18 protein-coding genes are annotated in these 18,579 nt (G+C 36.6%); 8 read left to right on the top strand and 10 right to left on the bottom strand.

From position 1 onward, the window contains the following. Positions 1-10: 10 nt before the first annotated feature. The 7 genes from KI369_RS14815 to KI369_RS14785 all read right to left on the bottom strand — a co-directional run bounded on the left by KI369_RS14815 (position 11) and on the right by KI369_RS14785 (position 7,839). Positions 11-268 carry a DUF4022 family protein gene (locus tag KI369_RS14815; protein WP_212956474.1) on the bottom strand — a complete coding sequence of 86 codons (258 nt, stop codon included), beginning with the start codon at positions 266-268 and terminating at the stop codon, positions 11-13. Between the two features lie 51 nt (positions 269-319). Then, positions 320-2,149 (bottom strand): monovalent cation:proton antiporter family protein, encoded by a 1,830-nt coding sequence (locus KI369_RS14810; RefSeq protein WP_212956473.1) that lies wholly within the window; start codon positions 2,147-2,149, stop codon positions 320-322. Positions 2,150-2,369: 220 nt separating this feature from the next. After that, positions 2,370-2,681, bottom strand: coding sequence for a cytochrome aa3 quinol oxidase subunit IV (qoxD, locus tag KI369_RS14805; RefSeq protein ID WP_088028559.1), 312 nt, complete (start codon positions 2,679-2,681; stop codon positions 2,370-2,372). Next, complete coding sequence (gene qoxC / locus KI369_RS14800) at positions 2,682-3,284, bottom strand: cytochrome aa3 quinol oxidase subunit III (protein ID WP_151635783.1); 603 nt, start codon at positions 3,282-3,284, stop codon at positions 2,682-2,684. 13 nt (positions 3,285-3,297) lie between these two features. Then, entirely contained in the window at positions 3,298-5,232 is a 1,935-nt protein-coding gene (gene qoxB, locus KI369_RS14795) for a cytochrome aa3 quinol oxidase subunit I (protein WP_000762381.1), read from the bottom strand. 33 nt (positions 5,233-5,265) lie between these two features. Further along, positions 5,266-6,141 carry a cytochrome aa3 quinol oxidase subunit II gene (locus KI369_RS14790; protein WP_001176180.1) on the bottom strand — a complete coding sequence of 292 codons (876 nt, stop codon included), beginning with the start codon at positions 6,139-6,141 and terminating at the stop codon, positions 5,266-5,268. 282 nt (positions 6,142-6,423) lie between these two features. Next, positions 6,424-7,839 (bottom strand): amino acid permease, encoded by a 1,416-nt coding sequence (locus tag KI369_RS14785; RefSeq protein WP_212956472.1) that lies wholly within the window; start codon positions 7,837-7,839, stop codon positions 6,424-6,426. A 380-nt stretch (positions 7,840-8,219) separates the two neighbouring features. Between KI369_RS14785 and KI369_RS14780 the strand changes: the two genes are divergently transcribed. From KI369_RS14780 to KI369_RS14745, 8 genes are all read left to right on the top strand, one after another. Further along, positions 8,220-8,930, top strand: a complete 711-nt coding sequence (locus tag KI369_RS14780; protein ID WP_212956471.1) for a C39 family peptidase — start codon at positions 8,220-8,222, stop codon at positions 8,928-8,930. Positions 8,931-9,062: 132 nt separating this feature from the next. Continuing rightward, on the top strand, positions 9,063-10,238 hold the full coding sequence (locus KI369_RS14775; protein ID WP_212956470.1) for an amidohydrolase: 1,176 nt from the start codon (positions 9,063-9,065) through the stop codon (positions 10,236-10,238). A 1-nt stretch (position 10,239) separates the two neighbouring features. After that, complete coding sequence (locus KI369_RS14770) at positions 10,240-10,437, top strand: DUF3311 domain-containing protein (protein ID WP_212956469.1); 198 nt, start codon at positions 10,240-10,242, stop codon at positions 10,435-10,437. Beyond that, positions 10,434-11,906 (top strand): sodium:solute symporter family protein, encoded by a 1,473-nt coding sequence (locus KI369_RS14765; protein WP_212956468.1) that lies wholly within the window; start codon positions 10,434-10,436, stop codon positions 11,904-11,906. The genes KI369_RS14770 and KI369_RS14765 overlap by 4 nt, the downstream gene beginning before the upstream one ends. A gap of 101 nt (positions 11,907-12,007) precedes the next feature. Next, entirely contained in the window at positions 12,008-13,486 is a 1,479-nt protein-coding gene (gene gerLA, locus KI369_RS14760) for a spore germination protein (RefSeq protein ID WP_212956467.1), read from the top strand. Next, positions 13,487-14,611: a spore germination protein GerLB gene (gene gerLB / locus KI369_RS14755; protein WP_001991771.1), complete on the top strand. Its 1,125-nt coding sequence runs from the start codon at positions 13,487-13,489 to the stop codon at positions 14,609-14,611. Continuing rightward, positions 14,595-15,761 carry a Ger(x)C family spore germination protein gene (locus KI369_RS14750; protein ID WP_212956466.1) on the top strand — a complete coding sequence of 389 codons (1,167 nt, stop codon included), beginning with the start codon at positions 14,595-14,597 and terminating at the stop codon, positions 15,759-15,761. Before gerLB ends, KI369_RS14750 begins: the two co-directional genes overlap by 17 nt. 11 nt (positions 15,762-15,772) lie before the next feature. Then, entirely contained in the window at positions 15,773-15,910 is a 138-nt protein-coding gene (locus KI369_RS14745; protein WP_212956465.1) for a hypothetical protein, read from the top strand. Between the two features lie 60 nt (positions 15,911-15,970). Here KI369_RS14745 and KI369_RS14740 read toward each other — a convergent pair whose 3' ends face one another. Genes KI369_RS14740 through KI369_RS14730 form a run of 3 tightly spaced genes read right to left on the bottom strand, consistent with a single transcriptional unit; the run spans position 15,971 to position 18,325 of the window. Then, a complete protein-coding gene (locus KI369_RS14740; protein ID WP_212956464.1) occupies positions 15,971-17,371 on the bottom strand; it encodes a nucleoside recognition domain-containing protein in 1,401 nt (466 codons plus the stop codon). Further along, a complete protein-coding gene (locus KI369_RS14735) occupies positions 17,349-18,071 on the bottom strand; it encodes a FeoB small GTPase domain-containing protein (RefSeq protein WP_212956463.1) in 723 nt (240 codons plus the stop codon). The genes KI369_RS14740 and KI369_RS14735 overlap by 23 nt, the downstream gene beginning before the upstream one ends. After that, entirely contained in the window at positions 18,068-18,325 is a 258-nt protein-coding gene (locus tag KI369_RS14730; RefSeq protein ID WP_212956462.1) for a FeoA family protein, read from the bottom strand. The genes KI369_RS14735 and KI369_RS14730 overlap by 4 nt, the downstream gene beginning before the upstream one ends. Between the last annotated feature and the right edge of the window lie 254 nt (positions 18,326-18,579).

Raw genomic sequence — 18,579 nt, 5'->3', positions numbered from 1 at the left:
ACATCCTTTCTTATAAAGCGTTTTCTGTTAATTGTATAAAGAAATAGGCAGGTGCGGCGAAAAGTCCGAGTATGCTAGCTGTTCCGAGAAGGAGTGAAAGTAAGAGGCAAGAGTATTTTATTCCATTCGATTTTTTCCATCCGTAACTGCAAATTTCAATGCTAACACCGATGAGAATAATGGCAATGAGTATTTCCGCTAATAATAAAAGAGCTAAAGTTACAATAGACATAATGTAATCCATCCTCATAATATGTGATAGTAACATTTTACCATATGAAATGGAAAAAATGCCCCTCAATTATGTGAGGGGCATTTTCTATTCTAATATGCTTTTTAGTGTATCGATATGTTCTCTTGAACCTGTTACAAGTAATGTATCGCCGTGCTGTAGTCTCGTATCACCATGCGGAATTAATGCTTTATTCCCGCGATAAATTTGAATGACTAGTACATCGCCTAAAAACGGGAGGCGGCGAAGTGCCACGCCGTTATATTTATTGCTTTGTAGTTTAACTTCACGGACTGTTTCGTTTGCTGTTGTAATTAAGCGAACGAGACTTGGTTTATCAATAAGTGCACGTAATAGAATACGTGTAGAGTTAATTGTTGAGAATACAGCGATATGTTCTTGCGTTGCTTTTTCTTGTAGGAGAGGATCTTCTACACTTGCAATAACATGTTCAACGCCTAGTTCTTTTGCGTGTTCTGCTAATAATAAGTTTTGTTCATCATCGCTTGTTGCAACAACAACGCGGTCCGCGTTAAATGCTGTTTGTTCAGTTAATGATGCGATCGTGATGTCATCTAATTTTACGATAGGGAAGTCATGTGATGTCGCTTCCTCATCATTTATTTTATTTTGACGCATCATATAAAGTGTTACGTCATAATCTTCTCGTTTTAAATCAAGTGATAACGGAAGGGTAATTCTGCTCGCACCAATAATAGAAACTTTTGGTTTTGGTGTTTCTATTTTCGGGAACATCTTTTTAAATAATATAGGTGCAAAAATACAAGTAATAACTGCGCTTAAAATAAGGGAAGCAGATAAACTTGGACTGATGATTCCTAGTTTTTCACCAATTTGTGCAGCTGCAATAACTAAAGAAAGTGTCGATGTTAATAAGATGGCACTTCCTAGTACGATATTCCGTGGATACCATTTGCGTAAAACGAGTGATGGTAACAGTTTTGAGATAAAGAGTCCTACAATTAAAATTGGGATCATTAGCATACTAGAAGGTTCTTTAAAAATAGACCAAACCTCTAAGTTTACGCCAACCATCACGAAGAAAATAGGAATGAAGAAACCGTAGCCGATGGAATCAAGCTTTTCAACCATATCTTCATTTGGTGATAATAACGATACAAGTACACCTGCTAAGAAGGCACCTAAAATATTTTCAGCTCCAACAGATTCAGATAACCCAACTAATATTAAGATGAGTGCAAAAACAGCTCGTGTATCAATTTGTACACTACCAGCTTTTAAGCTATCTAAGTATGGAATGTTTTTAAAGCGTTTTGCAACGAAGTAAATAACAATACCAGCGCCGAATAGAAGAAGAAGGAGCCACATACTTTGGCCGCTTTCGGAATTTAATCCGACGAATACAGCAAGTAAAATCATTGTAACTAAATCTGCAATAACAGCGACTAATAAAATGATTTGTCCAATTGCCGTTTTTCCTAAGTTATTTTCTTTTAATGTTGGTACAACAACACCTAAAGAAATAGTTGAAATAATTAAAGTCATAAACATTGCATTATCTACAAATCCTAGCCATACGAATAGTAATGATAGGGCATAAGATAAGATGAAAATAAATAAGAAGATAATGCTTGCTGCTTGGAATGTGTTTGGTTCGTTTGTCGTATTCTTTTTCCCTTTTTGTTTAAAGATAGAAAAATCAATTTCTAAACCGCTTAAGAACATTAAGAAGATAAATCCTAGTGTCGATAAGACTTGAAGCCACATATCTGGCTCAATAATATTAAACCCACTTTTACCTACAAAGATTCCTGCGATGATTTCTGCAACAACGACAGGAAGTGCTTTTAATTTAAAGCGTTGTAACAAAAGGGGAACGAAAAACGCGATTGCAACGACAACCATAAGTGATAGAACAGAAGTGTGATGTTCCATTGCGTTCTCTCCCTTCATATAAATATAGTACTTATTTAGCCATATAATAGGTAGAAAAGCAACGCATATGGATTCGATTTCATAAAGAAAGAGTTTTCTTAACATTTGTCATAATAAGTATATTTTTCATGATTCTGTTGTTAATTCCGTAAAGTGGATGTAATAGGGGAGGGGATAAAAAAAGACTGCTGAGATTCCTCAGCAGCCTTTTTCATGTACATTACATTGAGAAGAAGATCCATACAGTTAAACCAACTGTTGCAGTTGCAACGAAGAAACTGTATATCATTGTAAGGACTTGAACTCTTCCTTCTCCTTCTTTTAAATGCATGAACATAATTAATTGTAACAACGCTTGCGCAACAGCCATTGCGATAATGGACGTTAATATCGTTGAAAGTGGCAAGTTTGTGTAAAGTGCCACGTATAAAGCTAGGAACGTTAGTGCAAGCGATAAAATAAATCCGAAAACGTGTGACCATGGGAATCCGCTATGCGCATGCCCGTTTGCTTGATTGTTATTTTGACCCATTTACGCCACCATCCCGTTCAAGTAAACTAGTGTGTAAATAAAGACCCAAACAAGATCAAGGAAATGCCAGTATAAGCTGATAATAAATACTTTACGAGCTGTAACTGGTGTTAAACCTCGCTTTAAAATTTGGATAATAACACAAATTGCCCAAATGATACCACCTGTTACGTGGGCACCATGTGTTCCAAGAAGAACGAAGAATGCAGATAGGAAAGCACTTGTTTGAAGCGTTGCACCTTCACCAATGTATAAAATGAATTCTTCAATTTCAAAGAATAAGAAACCTGCACCTAAAAGTAATGTAAGGATGAACCATCCAAGCATTGCTTTTTGGTTGTTCTTACGCATTTCGTGAATTACGATACCACATGTGAAACTACTTGTTAAAAGTAGTAATGTTTGAATTAAAAGCGTTTTAAGTTCAAACAGTTGCGCTGGAGTTGGGCCATCTGCCGTACGACCAGCAAGTACTAGATAAGAGGCGAAAAGTGTTGCGAACAGCATAATTTCAGCCCCAAGAAAAATCCAGAATCCTAGGATGTTCAATCTGCTTTGCTCGGATTGATATTCCAAAGGTAAGCTTTTATCTAAAGCCGCCATATCATTTCACCTCTCATGCTATATGTTCTGTTTCTTTAATTTCATCAACGCTTACGTAGTAGCCATCATCATAATCGAATGAACGATAGATTAAGCAAGCTAAAATACCAATACCACCGATTGCTGCAAGCCAGAACCAGCTAAATACTAATGCGAAACCTGCAAGACCGAAGAATCCAGACGCAATAATAGGCACACCAGAGTTACTTGGCATGTGAATTGGTTTGATATCTTCTGCTGCTGGTATAACTGTTTCTCCGCGTTTTTTCATGAACCAGAAAGCATCAGCTTCTTTAATTTCAGGAAGTTTTGCGAAGTTGTAATGTTGTACAGGAGATTGAGTAGCCCATTCAAGTGTACGGCCATCCCATGGATCTCCAGTTGTGTCACGTTCACCGTGACGTGCACTCCAAATTACGTTGTAGCAAAGAATTAGGAAGCCGATACCCATCATTACCGCACCAACAGATGCGATTTGGTTTAGCCATCCCCATCCAAGACTTTCAGAGTAAGTGTACATACGACGAGTCATACCGTCTAAACCTAAGAAGTACATTGGGAAGAAACAGATGTTGAATCCGCTCATAAAGATCCAGAATGTCCATTTACCTAGGCGTTCATTTAACATATGACCAGTCATTTTTGGATACCAGAATGTGAATCCAGCAAGCATAGCGAATACTGTACCTGCGATTAATACGTAGTGGAAGTGAGCGATTAGGAAGTAGCTGTTATGGTACTGATAATCAGCTGCTGCCATTCCAAGCATAACCCCTGTAACCCCACCGACTACGAAGTTCGGAATAAATGCCAATGACCAAAGCATTGGAACTGTAAAACGAATACGTCCTTTATACAGTGTAAACAACCAGTTAAAGATCTTAACCCCGGTTGGAATCGAAATCGCCATTGTCGAAATCGAGAAGAATGAGTTAACCGCTGGACCTGCACCCATCGTGAAGAAGTGGTGAAGCCATACGACGAAACTTAGTAAAGAAATTGCAACCATTGAGTATACCATCGCACTGTAACCGAATAGACGCTTACGTGAGAATGTACTAATGATTTCAGAGAAAATACCGAATGCCGGTAAAATAACGATATATACTTCAGGGTGACCCCATACCCAGAATAGGTTGGCCCATAACATTGGCATACCGCCGCTCGCCATCGTAAAGAAGTGAGCATCGAATAGACGGTCAAATGTCATTAATGCAAGAGCAACTGTTAATACTGGGAAAGCGAAAATGATGATGACTGTTGTAATTAAGATTGACCAAGTAAACATTGGCATTCTCATTAAAGTCATACCAGGTGTACGCATTTTTAAGATAGTAACTAGGAAGTTAATACCGGTCATTAGCGTACCGAGACCTGAAATCTGTAATGCAATTGCGTAGTAGTTATTTCCTACACCAGAAGTAAACTCTGTACCTGCCATTGGGAAGTAAGAAGTCCACCCAGCGTCTGGAGAACCACCAATTACGAAAGCGATGTTGAATAACATTGCTCCGACAAAGAATAACCAGAAACTTAAAGCATTTAAGAACGGATATGCAACGTCACGAGCACCAATTTGTAATGGTACTACAAGGTTCATTAATCCCATAACGAATGGCATTGCCATGAAAAGAATCATTACTGTACCGTGTGTAGTAAAGATTCCGTTATAGTGTTCAGCATTTAAATAAGTTGTTTCTGGGAATGTTAACTGTGCACGGATCATTAAACCGTCCATACCACCACGGAATAACATGATAACCGCAGAAATAATATACATGGCCCCAATCTTTTTATGGTCAACAGTTGTTAACCATTCGTCCCAAAGCCATTTCCATTTTTTATACTTTGTTAGTACGAAAATGATTGCTAATGTCACAAGAACGATAGAAGCGTCTGCACCGTAAATAATCGGGTCACCTGTGACAAAGAATTCATCAAGCTTCACTGTGTTCACTCCAATCTGTTGGAATAATAGCTATTATTTTTTGTTTTTGTAGTAGTTGTAATCACAATATTCAAGTGATTTTGGATCTACATAACTTAAGTGATGACTAGAGAATGTCATACGACCAACTACACCAGGTTTAACAATTTCGTTGTACTTATCTTCTGTTAGTTTAGGAGCAGTTTGTTGTACTTCTTTTACCCACTTGTCATACTTCTCTTTAGTTTTTGCTTCAACTTCGAACTCCATGTGAGTGAATCCTTCACCAGAGAAGTTCGCGCTACGGCCTAGGTAAGAACCTGGCTTATCAGCTTGTAAATAAAGATCCATAATCATGCCATCCATAGTGTACTTCATACCACCAAGTTCTGGTACCCAGAAAGCATTCATTGGACCAACAGAAGTTAGTTTGAATTGAATTGGTACACCAGCTGGGATGTTTAAATAGTTAACGGTTTCAATTTTTTCCTCTGGATAACTGAATAACCATTTCCAGTTTGCAGATGTAACATAAATCTCAACTGGTTTAATATGTTTGGACTCTTCCGGAACCTCTTCCGAAGCATAAGTTGCTTTTACTGTTGGAATCGATAGTGCGATAACAATAATAACAGGAACAAGCGTCCAAATGATTTCTAATAATGTGTTACCGTGTTGATCAGGTGGCTCATAGTCCATATTCTCTGGTTTTTCACGATAACGAATCAAGATGACTGTAAACAAGATGAATACAATTGCGATAATTAATGACATAAGCAAGAATGACCAAACAATTAAATCATACTGTGCTTTTGCAACAGGTCCTTGCGGATTTAATACTGCGAGTTTTTTATCACAGCCACCGAGGAACAGAAGTAATGATAACGGAAGAAGCGAAGCCAGCTTCCAAAACGTTTTCTTTAGTTGCACGATTGAAAATCTCCTTTCTCCTTGGATTGAAACTATGCCAATAAAACAATATAAACCTATTAATTTATAGATGGCAATAGTTTTTATGATATTGTTAAAAAATAGACACAAATGCACACTTTTTAAGGTGAATATCATTTGTAACTTGATTACATTGTAAACTATTTTCCAGAGAAAAACGTGATTGTGAAAATTTTAAGATAAATAAAGTTATACCAAGATATCCAAGAAATAGAAAAAAGCTATCTTATCATAAGGAAGATAGCTGAATATTTTGTATATTTAGTTTACTTCTTTTTTTAGGTGTATTTGTTGTTCAAATGTGACAACTTTTTTATATTTTAATTGGTATAAAATGTAACAAATAATCATAAATGGAATACCGCAATAAAGAGCAATTCTCTGATTTGGAATGAAAGCTAAACTAACAAATGTAATGAAGTTGAGTGAGAATGCTACGATTGGAACGATTGGATAAAGCGGTGTGCGATATTTTAAATCGTTAATGTCTCCGCCGTTTTTTAAGAAGTTTCTACGGAAGAAAAACTGTGAAGCCGCGATTGACATCCAAACTACGACAGCGGCCATAGCTGCAATAGATGTTAAAACTAAAAAGACAGTATCTGCCGCAAATATACTTGTTAATAGAGACAAACTTGCAAAGATTAGACTGAAAATTAATGCATTTAGTGGCACACCTTTTTTCGTTAACTTTGTAAAAGCTGGACTTGCCATTCCTTGCTTTGCCATCGCCCAAAGCATACGAGAATTTGCGTATAGACCAGAGTTGGCTACGGATAATACTGCTGTAATAATAACAAAGTTCATAATGTCAGCTGCATATGGAACACCAGCCACATCAAATACAAGTACAAATGGACTTTCGACTAGATTAGCCTCTTGCCATGGGAGTAAACCTACAACAACTGCTATTGCTAGGACGAAGAAGAAGAGAGTGCGCCAAATGGTATTTTTAATCGCTTTTGGAATTGTTTTTTCAGGGTTTTCACTTTCTCCTGAAGCAATTCCGATTAATTCTGTTCCTTGGAAGGAGTAATTTACTGTAATCATCGTAAGAAGAACAGCTAATGCACCGTTTGGAAATAATCCGCCATTTTCAGTGAAATTGTGAAGCATTGGCGCTGGTTTTCCGTTAAAGTCTAGTAGACCGAACATAACTGCACCACCGAGTACGATGAAAATAACAATGGTCGCAACTTTTACACTTGCGAACCAAAATTCTGCTTCTGCATATGCCTTTGCTGATAATGCGTTTACAAGAAAGAGTGCTGCTGCAAATGTAACACACCAAATCCAAGAAGAAACATCTGGAAACCAGCGTTTCATTAAAATGCTTACAGTTGTTAACTCCACCCCAACTGTAACAGCCCAATTTAACCAGTACATCCAACCGACAACAAATCCAAAACCAGGTGAAATAAATTTACTTGCATAGCTTTGGAATGAACCTGCTTCTGGCATAGCAACGGATAATTCACCAAGACATAACATCGTTAAATACATAACAAATCCACCGACTAAAAATGCAAGAATAGCACCACCAGGACCGGCATTATGGACGATTTGACCAGATCCCATAAATAGGCCAGTTCCAATAACGCCACCAAGTGCAATCATAAATAGGTGTCTACTTTTCATTGTTCGTTTTAAATCTGTTTGTTCTACTTGTTGATTCATATGCCCCTCACCTCGTTATTTTCTTGTATGTATGAATTGATTTTCATTCCGAGTTTTTAATCATTAGTGGGGGATGTGATACATACTCGGTTTATTTATTATGAAATGAATGGAGTATGTAAAAATGCGAACTATGACTAAATACTTTAAGAATGTTTTTATTAACAAGGTGATATCTTCACTATGTTAATTATTTCGATTTTAACAAAAATATTCAGAAAAGTATATCGTTTTTTCTTTTTATTAAAAATAATTAGAATCTTATAACTATTAAAGTGTGAACAATAATTCACAGAATCTTTCTAGCAAACTAGTAAGAAGAAAGGTACAATGATAGGAGGTATGTCTGTAAAATAATAATTAATGGAGTTTTGTTTAAAATGAAAAAGTTAAAATATCTTTTTGTTTTTGGAATTATATTTGCTGCCGCGTTTTTTATAGGAAAAGATAAAATTATACAAAAGGCGCAAGTGTTCCGTTTAGAGTTTCTATCTGAAATGAAGGAAGCGACTATGATTGAAAATGTTCCGTTTATAAAACAGTTACCAGAATTACCTCGTGGATGTGAAGTTACAAGTTTGGCTATGTTGCTGCAATACAAAGGTATACAAGTAGATAAGATGCAACTTGCTAGCGAGATTCATCGTGTTCCATTTGAACAAAATGGTTTACGTGGAAATCCTTATGAGGGATTCGTTGGAAATATTTATACGAAGGCAGAGCCAGGATATGGTGTATATAATCAACCCATTTTTAATTTAGCAGAAAAATATATTCCTGGAAAAGTAGTTAATTTAACAGGTAGAGACGTGCAAGATATGTATAAAGTAGTTAGTTCTGGGTCGCCAGTATGGGTCATTATTAATACAACGTTTAAACCACTAGCTGAGAGTAGTTTTGAAACATGGAAGACAAGCTCTGGCGAAGTGAAAATTACATATTTTGAGCATAGTGTAGTAGTAATTGGATATGATCAAAACTTTGTGTATGTAAATGATCCGCTTAAAAATAATCCGCGTTTGGCTGTTCCGCGTGCAGAGTTTGAGAGAGCTTGGGAGCAAATGGGGAAACAAGCAATCACTATTTTATAATAATGAAAAAGTCATCTTTTTGATGGCTTTTTATTTTTAGTTCACAGTAACGGAAAATTCAGAAGATTCTTTCAAAAGTTAACAATTCACGTTATAATAACATTTAACTTAGTGAAGAAGGGATGAAGAGAAATGGATGTCGCAAAGGAACTTGTTTTATTAAAGAATCAGTTGATTGAGTGGAGAAGGCATTTTCATAAGTATCCAGAATTATCTTTTCAAGAAGAAAAAACATCACAGTTTGTATTCAATATACTTCGGGAAATCCCACATTTAGAAGTGTCAAGACCTACTAAATATAGTGTAATGGCAAGGTTAATTGGTAAACAGCCTGGTAAAACCATCGCGGTTCGTGCTGACATGGATGCTCTTCCTATTCACGAAGAAAATGAGTTTGATTTTATTTCCACATATCCAGGTGTGATGCATGCATGTGGCCATGATGGACATATAGCGATATTACTTGGGGTTGTACATAAGTTAGTAGAGGAAAGAGAGAAGATTAAAGGGGAGATTCGTTTTCTCTTCCAACATGCAGAAGAAAACTTTCCTGGCGGTGCAGAGGAAATGGTTGCAGCGGGTGTAATGGAAGGTGTGGATTATATTATTGGTGCTCACCTTTGGGCGTCGCTAGAGGTTGGTCAAATAGGTGTAATTTATGGTCCTGCAATGGCTGCCCCAGATGTTTTTAAAATTACGATAGAAGGAAAAGGTGGACATGCTGGAATACCCCATGAAACGGTTGATAGTATTGCAATCGGTACACAAGTTGTTGCGCAACTTCAGCAAGTTGTATCTCGCCTCACAGATCCGTTAGATTCCCTTGTAGTATCTGTTACGCAATTTCACGCTGGGACAACACATAATGTGATTCCAGAACAAGCGGAGATTGAAGGGACAGTGCGGAGTTTAAGACATGAGTTGCGAGAAGTAACAGAGAAAAGGATTGAACGGATTGTGAAGCATGTGACGGAAGCTTACGGGGCGAAATATACATTTTCTTATGAATATGGATATCGACCGGTAGTAAATGATTATGAAGTTACAGAGGTTATTGAGCAAACAGCATTACAGCTTTATGGAAGGGAACGCGTTACTCGTTTACAGCCGACGATGGCTGGGGAAGATTTTTCAGCGTTTCTACAAAAGGCACCAGGGACATTCTTTTTTATCGGAGCGGGAAATAAAGAGAAAGGAATTATATATCCTCACCATCACCCTCGTTTTACAATTGATGAAGATGCATTACCGATTGGAGTGGAAGTCTTTGTATCATCCATTATGAATTTTATAAGTAAAGGAGAATGAGATGAAGAAAATACACGTAGTAGCGCTTATTCCAGTTTTTTGTTTAGTTATTGGACCAGTATTTGCTAATTCAGTTACTCCTTACGTATTAGGGATGCCATTTTTATTATTTTGGGTATTATTATCGGTTCTCATTACGTCTCTTTGTATGGGGATTGTTTACGTATTCGATCCTGCTAATAAAGGGGATGTAAAATGACCGCATTACTTATCATTATTTTATTTCTATTTCTCGCACTATTTTTAGGAATTCGGGCACAACATGGAAAAGATATGAATTTAGAACAATGGTCAGTTGGTGGAAGGGGCTTTGGCACTATTTTTGTTTTTCTTCTGATGGCAGGTGAAATTTATACGACGTTCACATTTTTAGGCGGAAGTGGATGGGCGTATAGTAAAGGAGCGCCTACTTTCTATATTTTAGGTTATGGTGCACTAGCTTATATTTTATCTTACTTTTTATTGCCTCCAATTTGGAAGTATGCGAAAGAGCATAATCTCGTTTCGCAGCCGGATTTTTTCGTGAAGAAATATAAGAGTCAGACACTTGGCATTATCGTTTCTATCATTGGGGTTATTTCGATTATCCCATACCTTGTTTTACAGTTAAAAGGATTAGGAATTATCGTTTCGGAAGCGTCTTACGGAAGGGTATCACCAGTTATTGCAGTGTGGATTGGCGCAATTGTTATAACGATATATGTAATGGTTTCAGGTATACATGGCTCTGCTTGGACAGCTGCTTTAAAGGATATTATGATCCTGTTTATCGTTATGTTTTTAGGTATATATTTACCGTATCATTATTACGGAGGATTTCAGCCGATGTTTGAAGCGGTAGAAGCAGCGAAACCAGGCTTTTTATCTTTACCTGATGAAGGAATGAGCATTTCTTGGTTTGTTTCTACTATTGTATTAACAGCTCTCGGTTTCTATATGTGGCCCCATACATTCGCTTCTGCTTTCTCTGCAAAAAATGAGAAAGTATTTCGTAAAAATGCGGCCATTATGCCACTCTATTCTTTAGTTTTACTTTTCGTATTCTTTGCAGGTTTTGCTGCTATACTGCAAGTGCCTGGATTAAAGGGAGGGGATGTAGACCTTTCGTTATTCCGTCTGGCCCTTCAAACTTTTGATCCGTGGTTTATTGGGATTATTGGTAGTGCTGGGGTTTTAACCGCATTAGTTCCAGGTTCCATGCTTGTGATGGCGGCATCTACTTTGTTAGCAAAAAACATTTACCGAACAATGGTCCCATCTGCTTCAGATAGACAAGTTGCGAAAGTTGCAAAATTATTTGTGCCTGTAGTAACACTTGTTGCAGTATTGTTTACATTTAAAGGTGGAGAAACAATAGGGGCACTTCTTTTAATGGGGTATAGTATAGTGACGCAACTTTTCCCGGCCCTTGTGTGTAGTTTGTTTCCACGTCAAGTTATTACGAAGCAAGGAGCAATTGCAGGGATGGGGATTGGGTTGTTAGTGGTTGCGTATATTACTTTATCTGGTTCAACTATAGCTACGATGTTTCCGGGTTTCCCTCAATATATAAAAGATTTAAATGTAGGTATAGTCGCATTGTTAATGAATATGATTGTGATGTTTATCGTTAGTGGATTCACAAAAAATATATCTATAAAAACAGACAATATAATAGTAGGAAAGTAATCCGTGAGCTAGAGCTATCTTTGAAAAGAGATAGCTCTTTTTTGTATATATTTTCTTCTATTAGCGGAATCTAACTAAAAACTTGTTGAAAAGGAAGTTAGGTGGGGGACTTGTTAGAGCTAAAAGGTAACTTATTTGAAGTTATGAAAGAAATTAGGGATGAGTTAGGTTCGCCTAATGATTTAACGATTAGGGAAGTTGCCCTTGCTGGTAGTTTTACGCGCTGTGCTGTTATTTTTTTATGTGGGTTAACAGATAAGGATAATGTTTATAAATATGTCGTTCGTACACTTCAATATGAAGAAGTACAAAAAGAAGCAGCTATCATTCAGACGTTATTAGATCGTTTTATTTCTATTGCGGAAGTTGGTAAGAAGACAACGTTTCCGGATATTATAAATGCGATTTTAGCGGGAGATACGGTTATATTAATTGATAATATTCAAACCGCTATCGTGATTAATAGTAGAGCTTGGGAAAAAAGAAGCTTGGAATCGCCAGTAACAGAAGATTTAATACGTGGACCGAGGATTGGATTAAATGAAGATATTAACGTGAATAAAATGTTAATTCGCCGTAGTTTACGTGACCCAAAGCTGAGGTTTCAATCTTATATTATGGGGAAGAGATCCCAAAAAGAAGTGACGTTAGTATATATAGAAGACATTATCAATCCTTACATTGTAAAAGAGCTAGATCGGCGTCTTCAATCCATAGTGACAGATGTCGTTTTTGAGACGGGTACGATTGAGCAATTAATTCAAGATAATAATTTGTCGCCGTTTCCACAGTTTTTGAATACGGAAAGGCCTGATAATATTGTGGCCTCATTAGCAAAAGGAAAAGCGGCTATTTTGGTAGATGGATCACCGTTCGCCCTTATAGCTCCGCTAGTATTTGTTGATATTTTTCAATCTGTGGAAGATCATTATGAGCGCTGGGTAATTGGGACTTTATTAAGAATTTTGCGGATGGGTTCTGGTATAGTTGCAGTGTTAATGCCAGCGATGTATGTAGCTCTCGTATCATATCACCAAGGGCTTATTCCTTCTAAACTTGCTTATTCAATTGCTGGCGCAAGGGAAGGTGTTCCGTTTCCTGCTTATATAGAAACGTTAATGATGGCATTAACGATGGAGTTAATACGAGAAGCGGGAATTAGGTTACCGAAACCGATGGGGCAAACAATTGGGATTGTAGGTGGTCTTGTAATCGGAGAAGCGGCGGTGAACGCAGGAATTGTAAATCCGTTTTTAGTTATTATTATTGCGGTTACAGCTATTGCTACCTTTTCTCTCCCTGTATATAGCATTACGATTACGTTTCGGATTTTACTTTTCGTCTTTGTGTTAGCGGCGACTGCTTTTGGTTTGTATGGAATTATTTTAGCACTTATTGCACTTGCTGTTCATATTACAAATTTAACGAGCGTTGGTGTGCCGTATACAACTCCAATTGCTCCTGCATTTTATAAAGATTGGAAAGAAGAAATTATCCGTTTGCCAAAATCAATGTTGGAAGAGAGACCGGAGTACTTGCAAACAAAAGATTCTACAATACGTCCAAAGGAGCGAAAATAATTGAAACCATTTGAGTATGGCGATGAAGAAATTGGATCTCGGGAAATTGGGTTTGCGGTATCATCGACCATTATTGGTATAGGCGCATTATCTATGCCAAGGGATATTGCTAACCAAACTTTATTTTCAGATGGTTGGATTATTTTGCTTTTGGGTGGATTGATATGTGCAGTTTTAGGCTGGTTTGTAACGAGGGTGGCTATTTTATTTCCAAAACAAAACTTTGTTCAATATACGAGTGCGCATTTGACAAAGCCGGTGGCATACACGATTAGTATAGTTTTAGTATTGACGTTTGGAGCTTTGACAGCATATGAATCGCGAATGATTGCCATAATTTCGCAAACGTATTTATTTAGTGATACGCCGGTACAGCTACTATCCTTCTTCTTCTTATTAGTTGTTGTTTATGGAATAGCAGGATCGAGAGCAGCTTTATTAAGATTAAATGTTCTGTTTTTACCTATTGTTTTAATTGCGATAGTACTGCTTTCTTTATTGAATATAAATTTAATGGAAATCAATAATCTATTACCTGCTTTTCAAACGGAAGTAAGTCAATATGCTGTTGGGGTGAAAAATTCTATATTCACATTTATTGGATTTGAGGTAGCTCTGTTTTATGCTGTGTTGTTGAATGATAAGGCAGCAAAAAAGGCACCAATGGCAGTTGCAAAAGCAGTGATAGTAAATGTGCTCTCATACATTTTAATTTATGTAACTTGTATTAGTGTTTTTACGTATATGGCAACTCGTGGATTGACATATCCAACAATTGAATTAGGAAAAGAAATTGAAATTGGTGGAGGGTTTTTAGAAAGGTTCGATGCAATTTTTTTCACGACTTGGATTATTACTATCTATAACACTACAGCAATGTATTATGACGTCGCATCTTTATTGTTTTGCGCCATGTTTCCGAAAGTGAAGAAACATATTTTTATCTTCGTAAGTGCTCCTATTATTTTTATGGTGAATATGTTGCCCGGTAATTTAGATACTTTATCAAGTTACGGAACTTATTTAGCTTGGATTGATATGGGGTTTGTTGTGTTAGCACCTTTGTTAGTCTTAATTGTATATAAAATAAAAAAAAGGAATGGTGGAAATGAAACACCTTCTTAAACTTGTAATGGTTATGGTTTTAATTGGATTTATGAGTGGGTGTTCTGAGTTAGAGGAGATAGAAGAAAGGGGATTTGTAGTGGGGGCAGCTTACGATATTGTGAAAGAAAAGCAATCGAATCCAGTTATGAAAGGGACGTATCAGATGGTACTTCCAAGTAAATTGTCGCAACAGGGTGGGCAAGGGGCTGGAGATAATGAGAATTATATTAACGTAAGTGCGAAAGCAGATAGTGTGTTTGAACAAATAAGGATTATCGCAAAAAAAATTAGTCGTACATTATTTTTTCCGCATATACAAGTAATTATTTTCTCTGAAGAATTACTCTCGAAGCCATATGTTTTACAAAATACGTTAGATTTATATATTCGCGATCATGAGATGAGAAGAAATATTCGTTTGTTCGTTTCGAAGGAGAATGCAGAGGCGATTTTAAAGCAGAGTGCAAAGCCTGAAAACTTACCGGCGCAGTATATTGATATGTTAGCTGAGCATCCTCCTAAAAATGCTCAAATGATTGAAGCATCAAGAATTGGTGACGTACAGGAAAAGATGACTTCCAAGCGAAGCTTTGTATTACCTATTCTCATTCTAACAAAACAAGGAGTACAAATGGACGGGGCAGGACTGTTTCGAGGGAAGGATAATAAGTGTGTGGGACGTTTGAATGGAGAACAAACATTAGGGTTGAACTATGTAATAGGTAAAAAAATTGGAGGTTTTTTTACCATTCGTAAAAAGAATCAACTTATTACATATGAAATCCATAAGTTGCGCCGAAAGATCCAAGTGTCTACGGAAAATGCTACAAAACCGAAGTTTGATGTTCATTTATCCCTGGAAGGTACATTAGCTGAGTTACACTTTAGTAATCATAACAAAGTTTTGGATGAAAAGCGTTTAGAGAAGAATATATCAGATGAAATGGAGAAGAGTATTAAAAAATCAATTACACTTGTTCAAAAAAAATATAAGGTAGATGTATTAGAATTAGGGGAAGTGTATAAGCGACATAATTATAAAGAGTGGGAAAAAATAAGTAAGAATTGGGATCAAGGTAAAAATTACTTTAGTGATGCTGAAATTAATGTCCATGTTAATCCGACAATTGAACATTCAGGTTCAGCTTTACCGAAAAGAGTGAATTAAGGTGATGAAAGGTGTTTACTGGATTAGGAATTAGTTGCACGATATTAATGGCAGTTCTTCCGGGAACCATATACTACATTCATAAAAGAATCACAACGTATGGAGCGCAGCCTTGGAATACTGATGTGCAAAAAAAGAAACCTGAATGATTTCAGGTTTCTTTCGTGCAAAGCATATGTGAAGGGGATACCTTCTATGTATGCTTTGCTTTATACAAGCCCTAACCAATGTACCAATTGTGTAGAGAGGAATGTCACAACAATGGCGATAACGGTAGGGATTGCAAAAGATAAGAATGTCCATTTTGCACTTTTTGTTTCTTTATATATGTTAACCAGTGTTGTTCCACATGGGAAATGAAGAAGTGAGAACAACATTGTGTTTAACGCTGTTAACCAAGTCCAACCATTTTCTAAGAATAAATTTTTAATTTGATTAAAATCATCTATTTCAGTTAAAGCCCCGGTTGATAAGTAAGACATTAATAAAATTGGGATAACAATTTCATTCGCTGGTAGTCCAAGAATGAAAGCAGCTAGAATAAAGCCGTCAAGTCCTAGCATTTTAGCAAATGGATCTAGGAAGTTTACAAAATGCATAAGTAGACTTGTGTCACCGATGAAAATATTAGCAAGTAACCAAGTTAATGCAGCCGCAGGGGCAGCTACAACTACAGCTCGTTTTAAAACATAGACTGATTTATCGAGTGTTGCACGCACAATTGTATTCCAAACCTTTGGCTTACGGTACGGCGGTAACTCAAGTGTGTAGTGGGTTGGAACGCCTTTTAAAGCTGTTTTGGATAGTACCCAAGAAACAGTTAATGTCATAACGATACCAATTACAACCATTCCAACTACAACGCCGGCAGTAACTAATGTTTGCATACTACCTGTATAACCAGCAGCCATAAATAATGAAGCCATTAAAATTAACATAGGCCAGCGACCGTTACAAGGTACGAAGTTGTTCGTTAAGATTGCAAGCATACGTTCACGTGGCGATTCAATAATACGTGTTGACATAATAGCTGCAGCGTTACAACCGAATCCCATTGCCATTGTTAAAGATTGTTTGCCGTGTGCACCAGAGCGTTTGAATAAGCGATCCATATTAAACGCAACGCGTGGTAAGTATCCGTAGTTTTCCAATAGTGCGAACATAGGGAAAAAGATGGCCATAGGTGGTAACATAACGCTAATAACAGCACCGATACCACGGAATAAGCCAAGTATTAAAATGCCATGTAACCATTCAGGTGCATGAGCTGCCTGGAACCAAGATGTTAAATATCCTTCGGCCCATCCGAAGAACTCAGCAATCATATCAGATGGTACGTTAGCGCCTGCAATTGTAAGATAAAAAATGATAGATAAAATACCGAGCATAATTGGGAATCCCCAGATCGGGGATGTGAAAATTTTATCTAGTTTTTCAGAACGATATAATTTATCCGTATTTGTATATTGAACAGATTCTTTACAGATGCTTGCAGATGTTCGATAAATATCTCCGACAATATCATCTCGTATATCTTCTTTTGAAAGTGTTTGAGCGTGTTGAATAATATAGTCTAATGGAAGAGCTTTACTGGCTGAGTGAGATTCCATTGATTACGACCTCCCTTACAAGTGGTTCGTTATGATGTTTTTGAAGTGTAGTTAAGAAATTTTTATCTCCATCTAATATACGTAACGCAATCCAACGTGCTGGATACGTATCACCGAACACTTTATAAATTTGTGGTTCTAATTCCTGAATCATACTTTCGATTTTTTCGCTGTAAGAAATTTTAATTGGTGTTGGAATTAGCTTTTTGTTTGCTACTTTGGCAATGACACTTAGTAAATGACCGATACCAACTCTGTTACGAGCAGAAATTTTAACTACAGGTACACCAAGTGATTTTGCTAATTTCTGTTCATCAATAACGATGCCTTTTTTCTCAGCTTCATCAATTAAGTTAATACAAATGACTACGTTGCTTGTCATTTCCATCACTTGGAGTGCTAAATTTAAATTTCTCTCCATAGCAGTTGCATCTATAACAACTACAGTTACTTCTGGTTTTTCAAATATAATATAATCCCTTGCTACTTCTTCATCCGCAGAATTTGAATATAGTGAGTAAGTTCCCGGTAAATCTATTAATGTATATTTACTACTGTTATGTTCATATTCCCCTTCAGCTTTTAAAACAGTTTTTCCCGTCCAGTTTCCAGTATGTTGTTTTAAGCCTGTTAAAGTATTAAATAATGTACTTTTCCCGGTATTCGGGTTACCAGCTAAAGCGATGCGATGTTTGCTCATCTGAAATCATCTCCTATTAATACCCCGAAAATAAGGGAACTTTCTTCCTTGCGTAGCGCGATAGTTGTGTTGCTTACTTGATAAGCGACCGGATCTCCAAGTGGACTGCGTTGTAATACTTTAATCGTTGCGCCAGGGATAAATCCTAAATCTAATAAACGTCGTTTCATAGTTCCTTCTAATTGTATCTTCTCAATTTGTACAAACTCTCCTGTCTTAAATTCGGAAAGTGGTTTTATATTAGTCGATACCATAAAAGTTACCTCATCTCTATATTGTTAGTTTAAGTTTAAAAAGTTTCCTTAGGTAAACTTTTTGTTAGTAATATAGTAGACTACATTGGATGATGCTGTCAATTGGTACTTTAAAAATATTCATTTATTTTTAGAATTGTTCCAATTTATTTAGTTGTACTAAAAAATATTACTGAAATTCTGTTTAATGTAAATAAAGTAAGGATGTAAAAGTAAAAAAATATAATGGATTTGTAAATGTATTTTTAATCAGA

Origin of the sequence: Bacillus sanguinis (genome assembly GCF_018332475.1) — a bacterium.
GTDB classification, from domain to species: Bacteria; Bacillota; Bacilli; order Bacillales; family Bacillaceae_G; genus Bacillus_A; species Bacillus_A sanguinis.
Note: the sequence above shows the minus strand (reverse complement) of the source record. Positions and strands in the feature narration are given on the sequence as shown.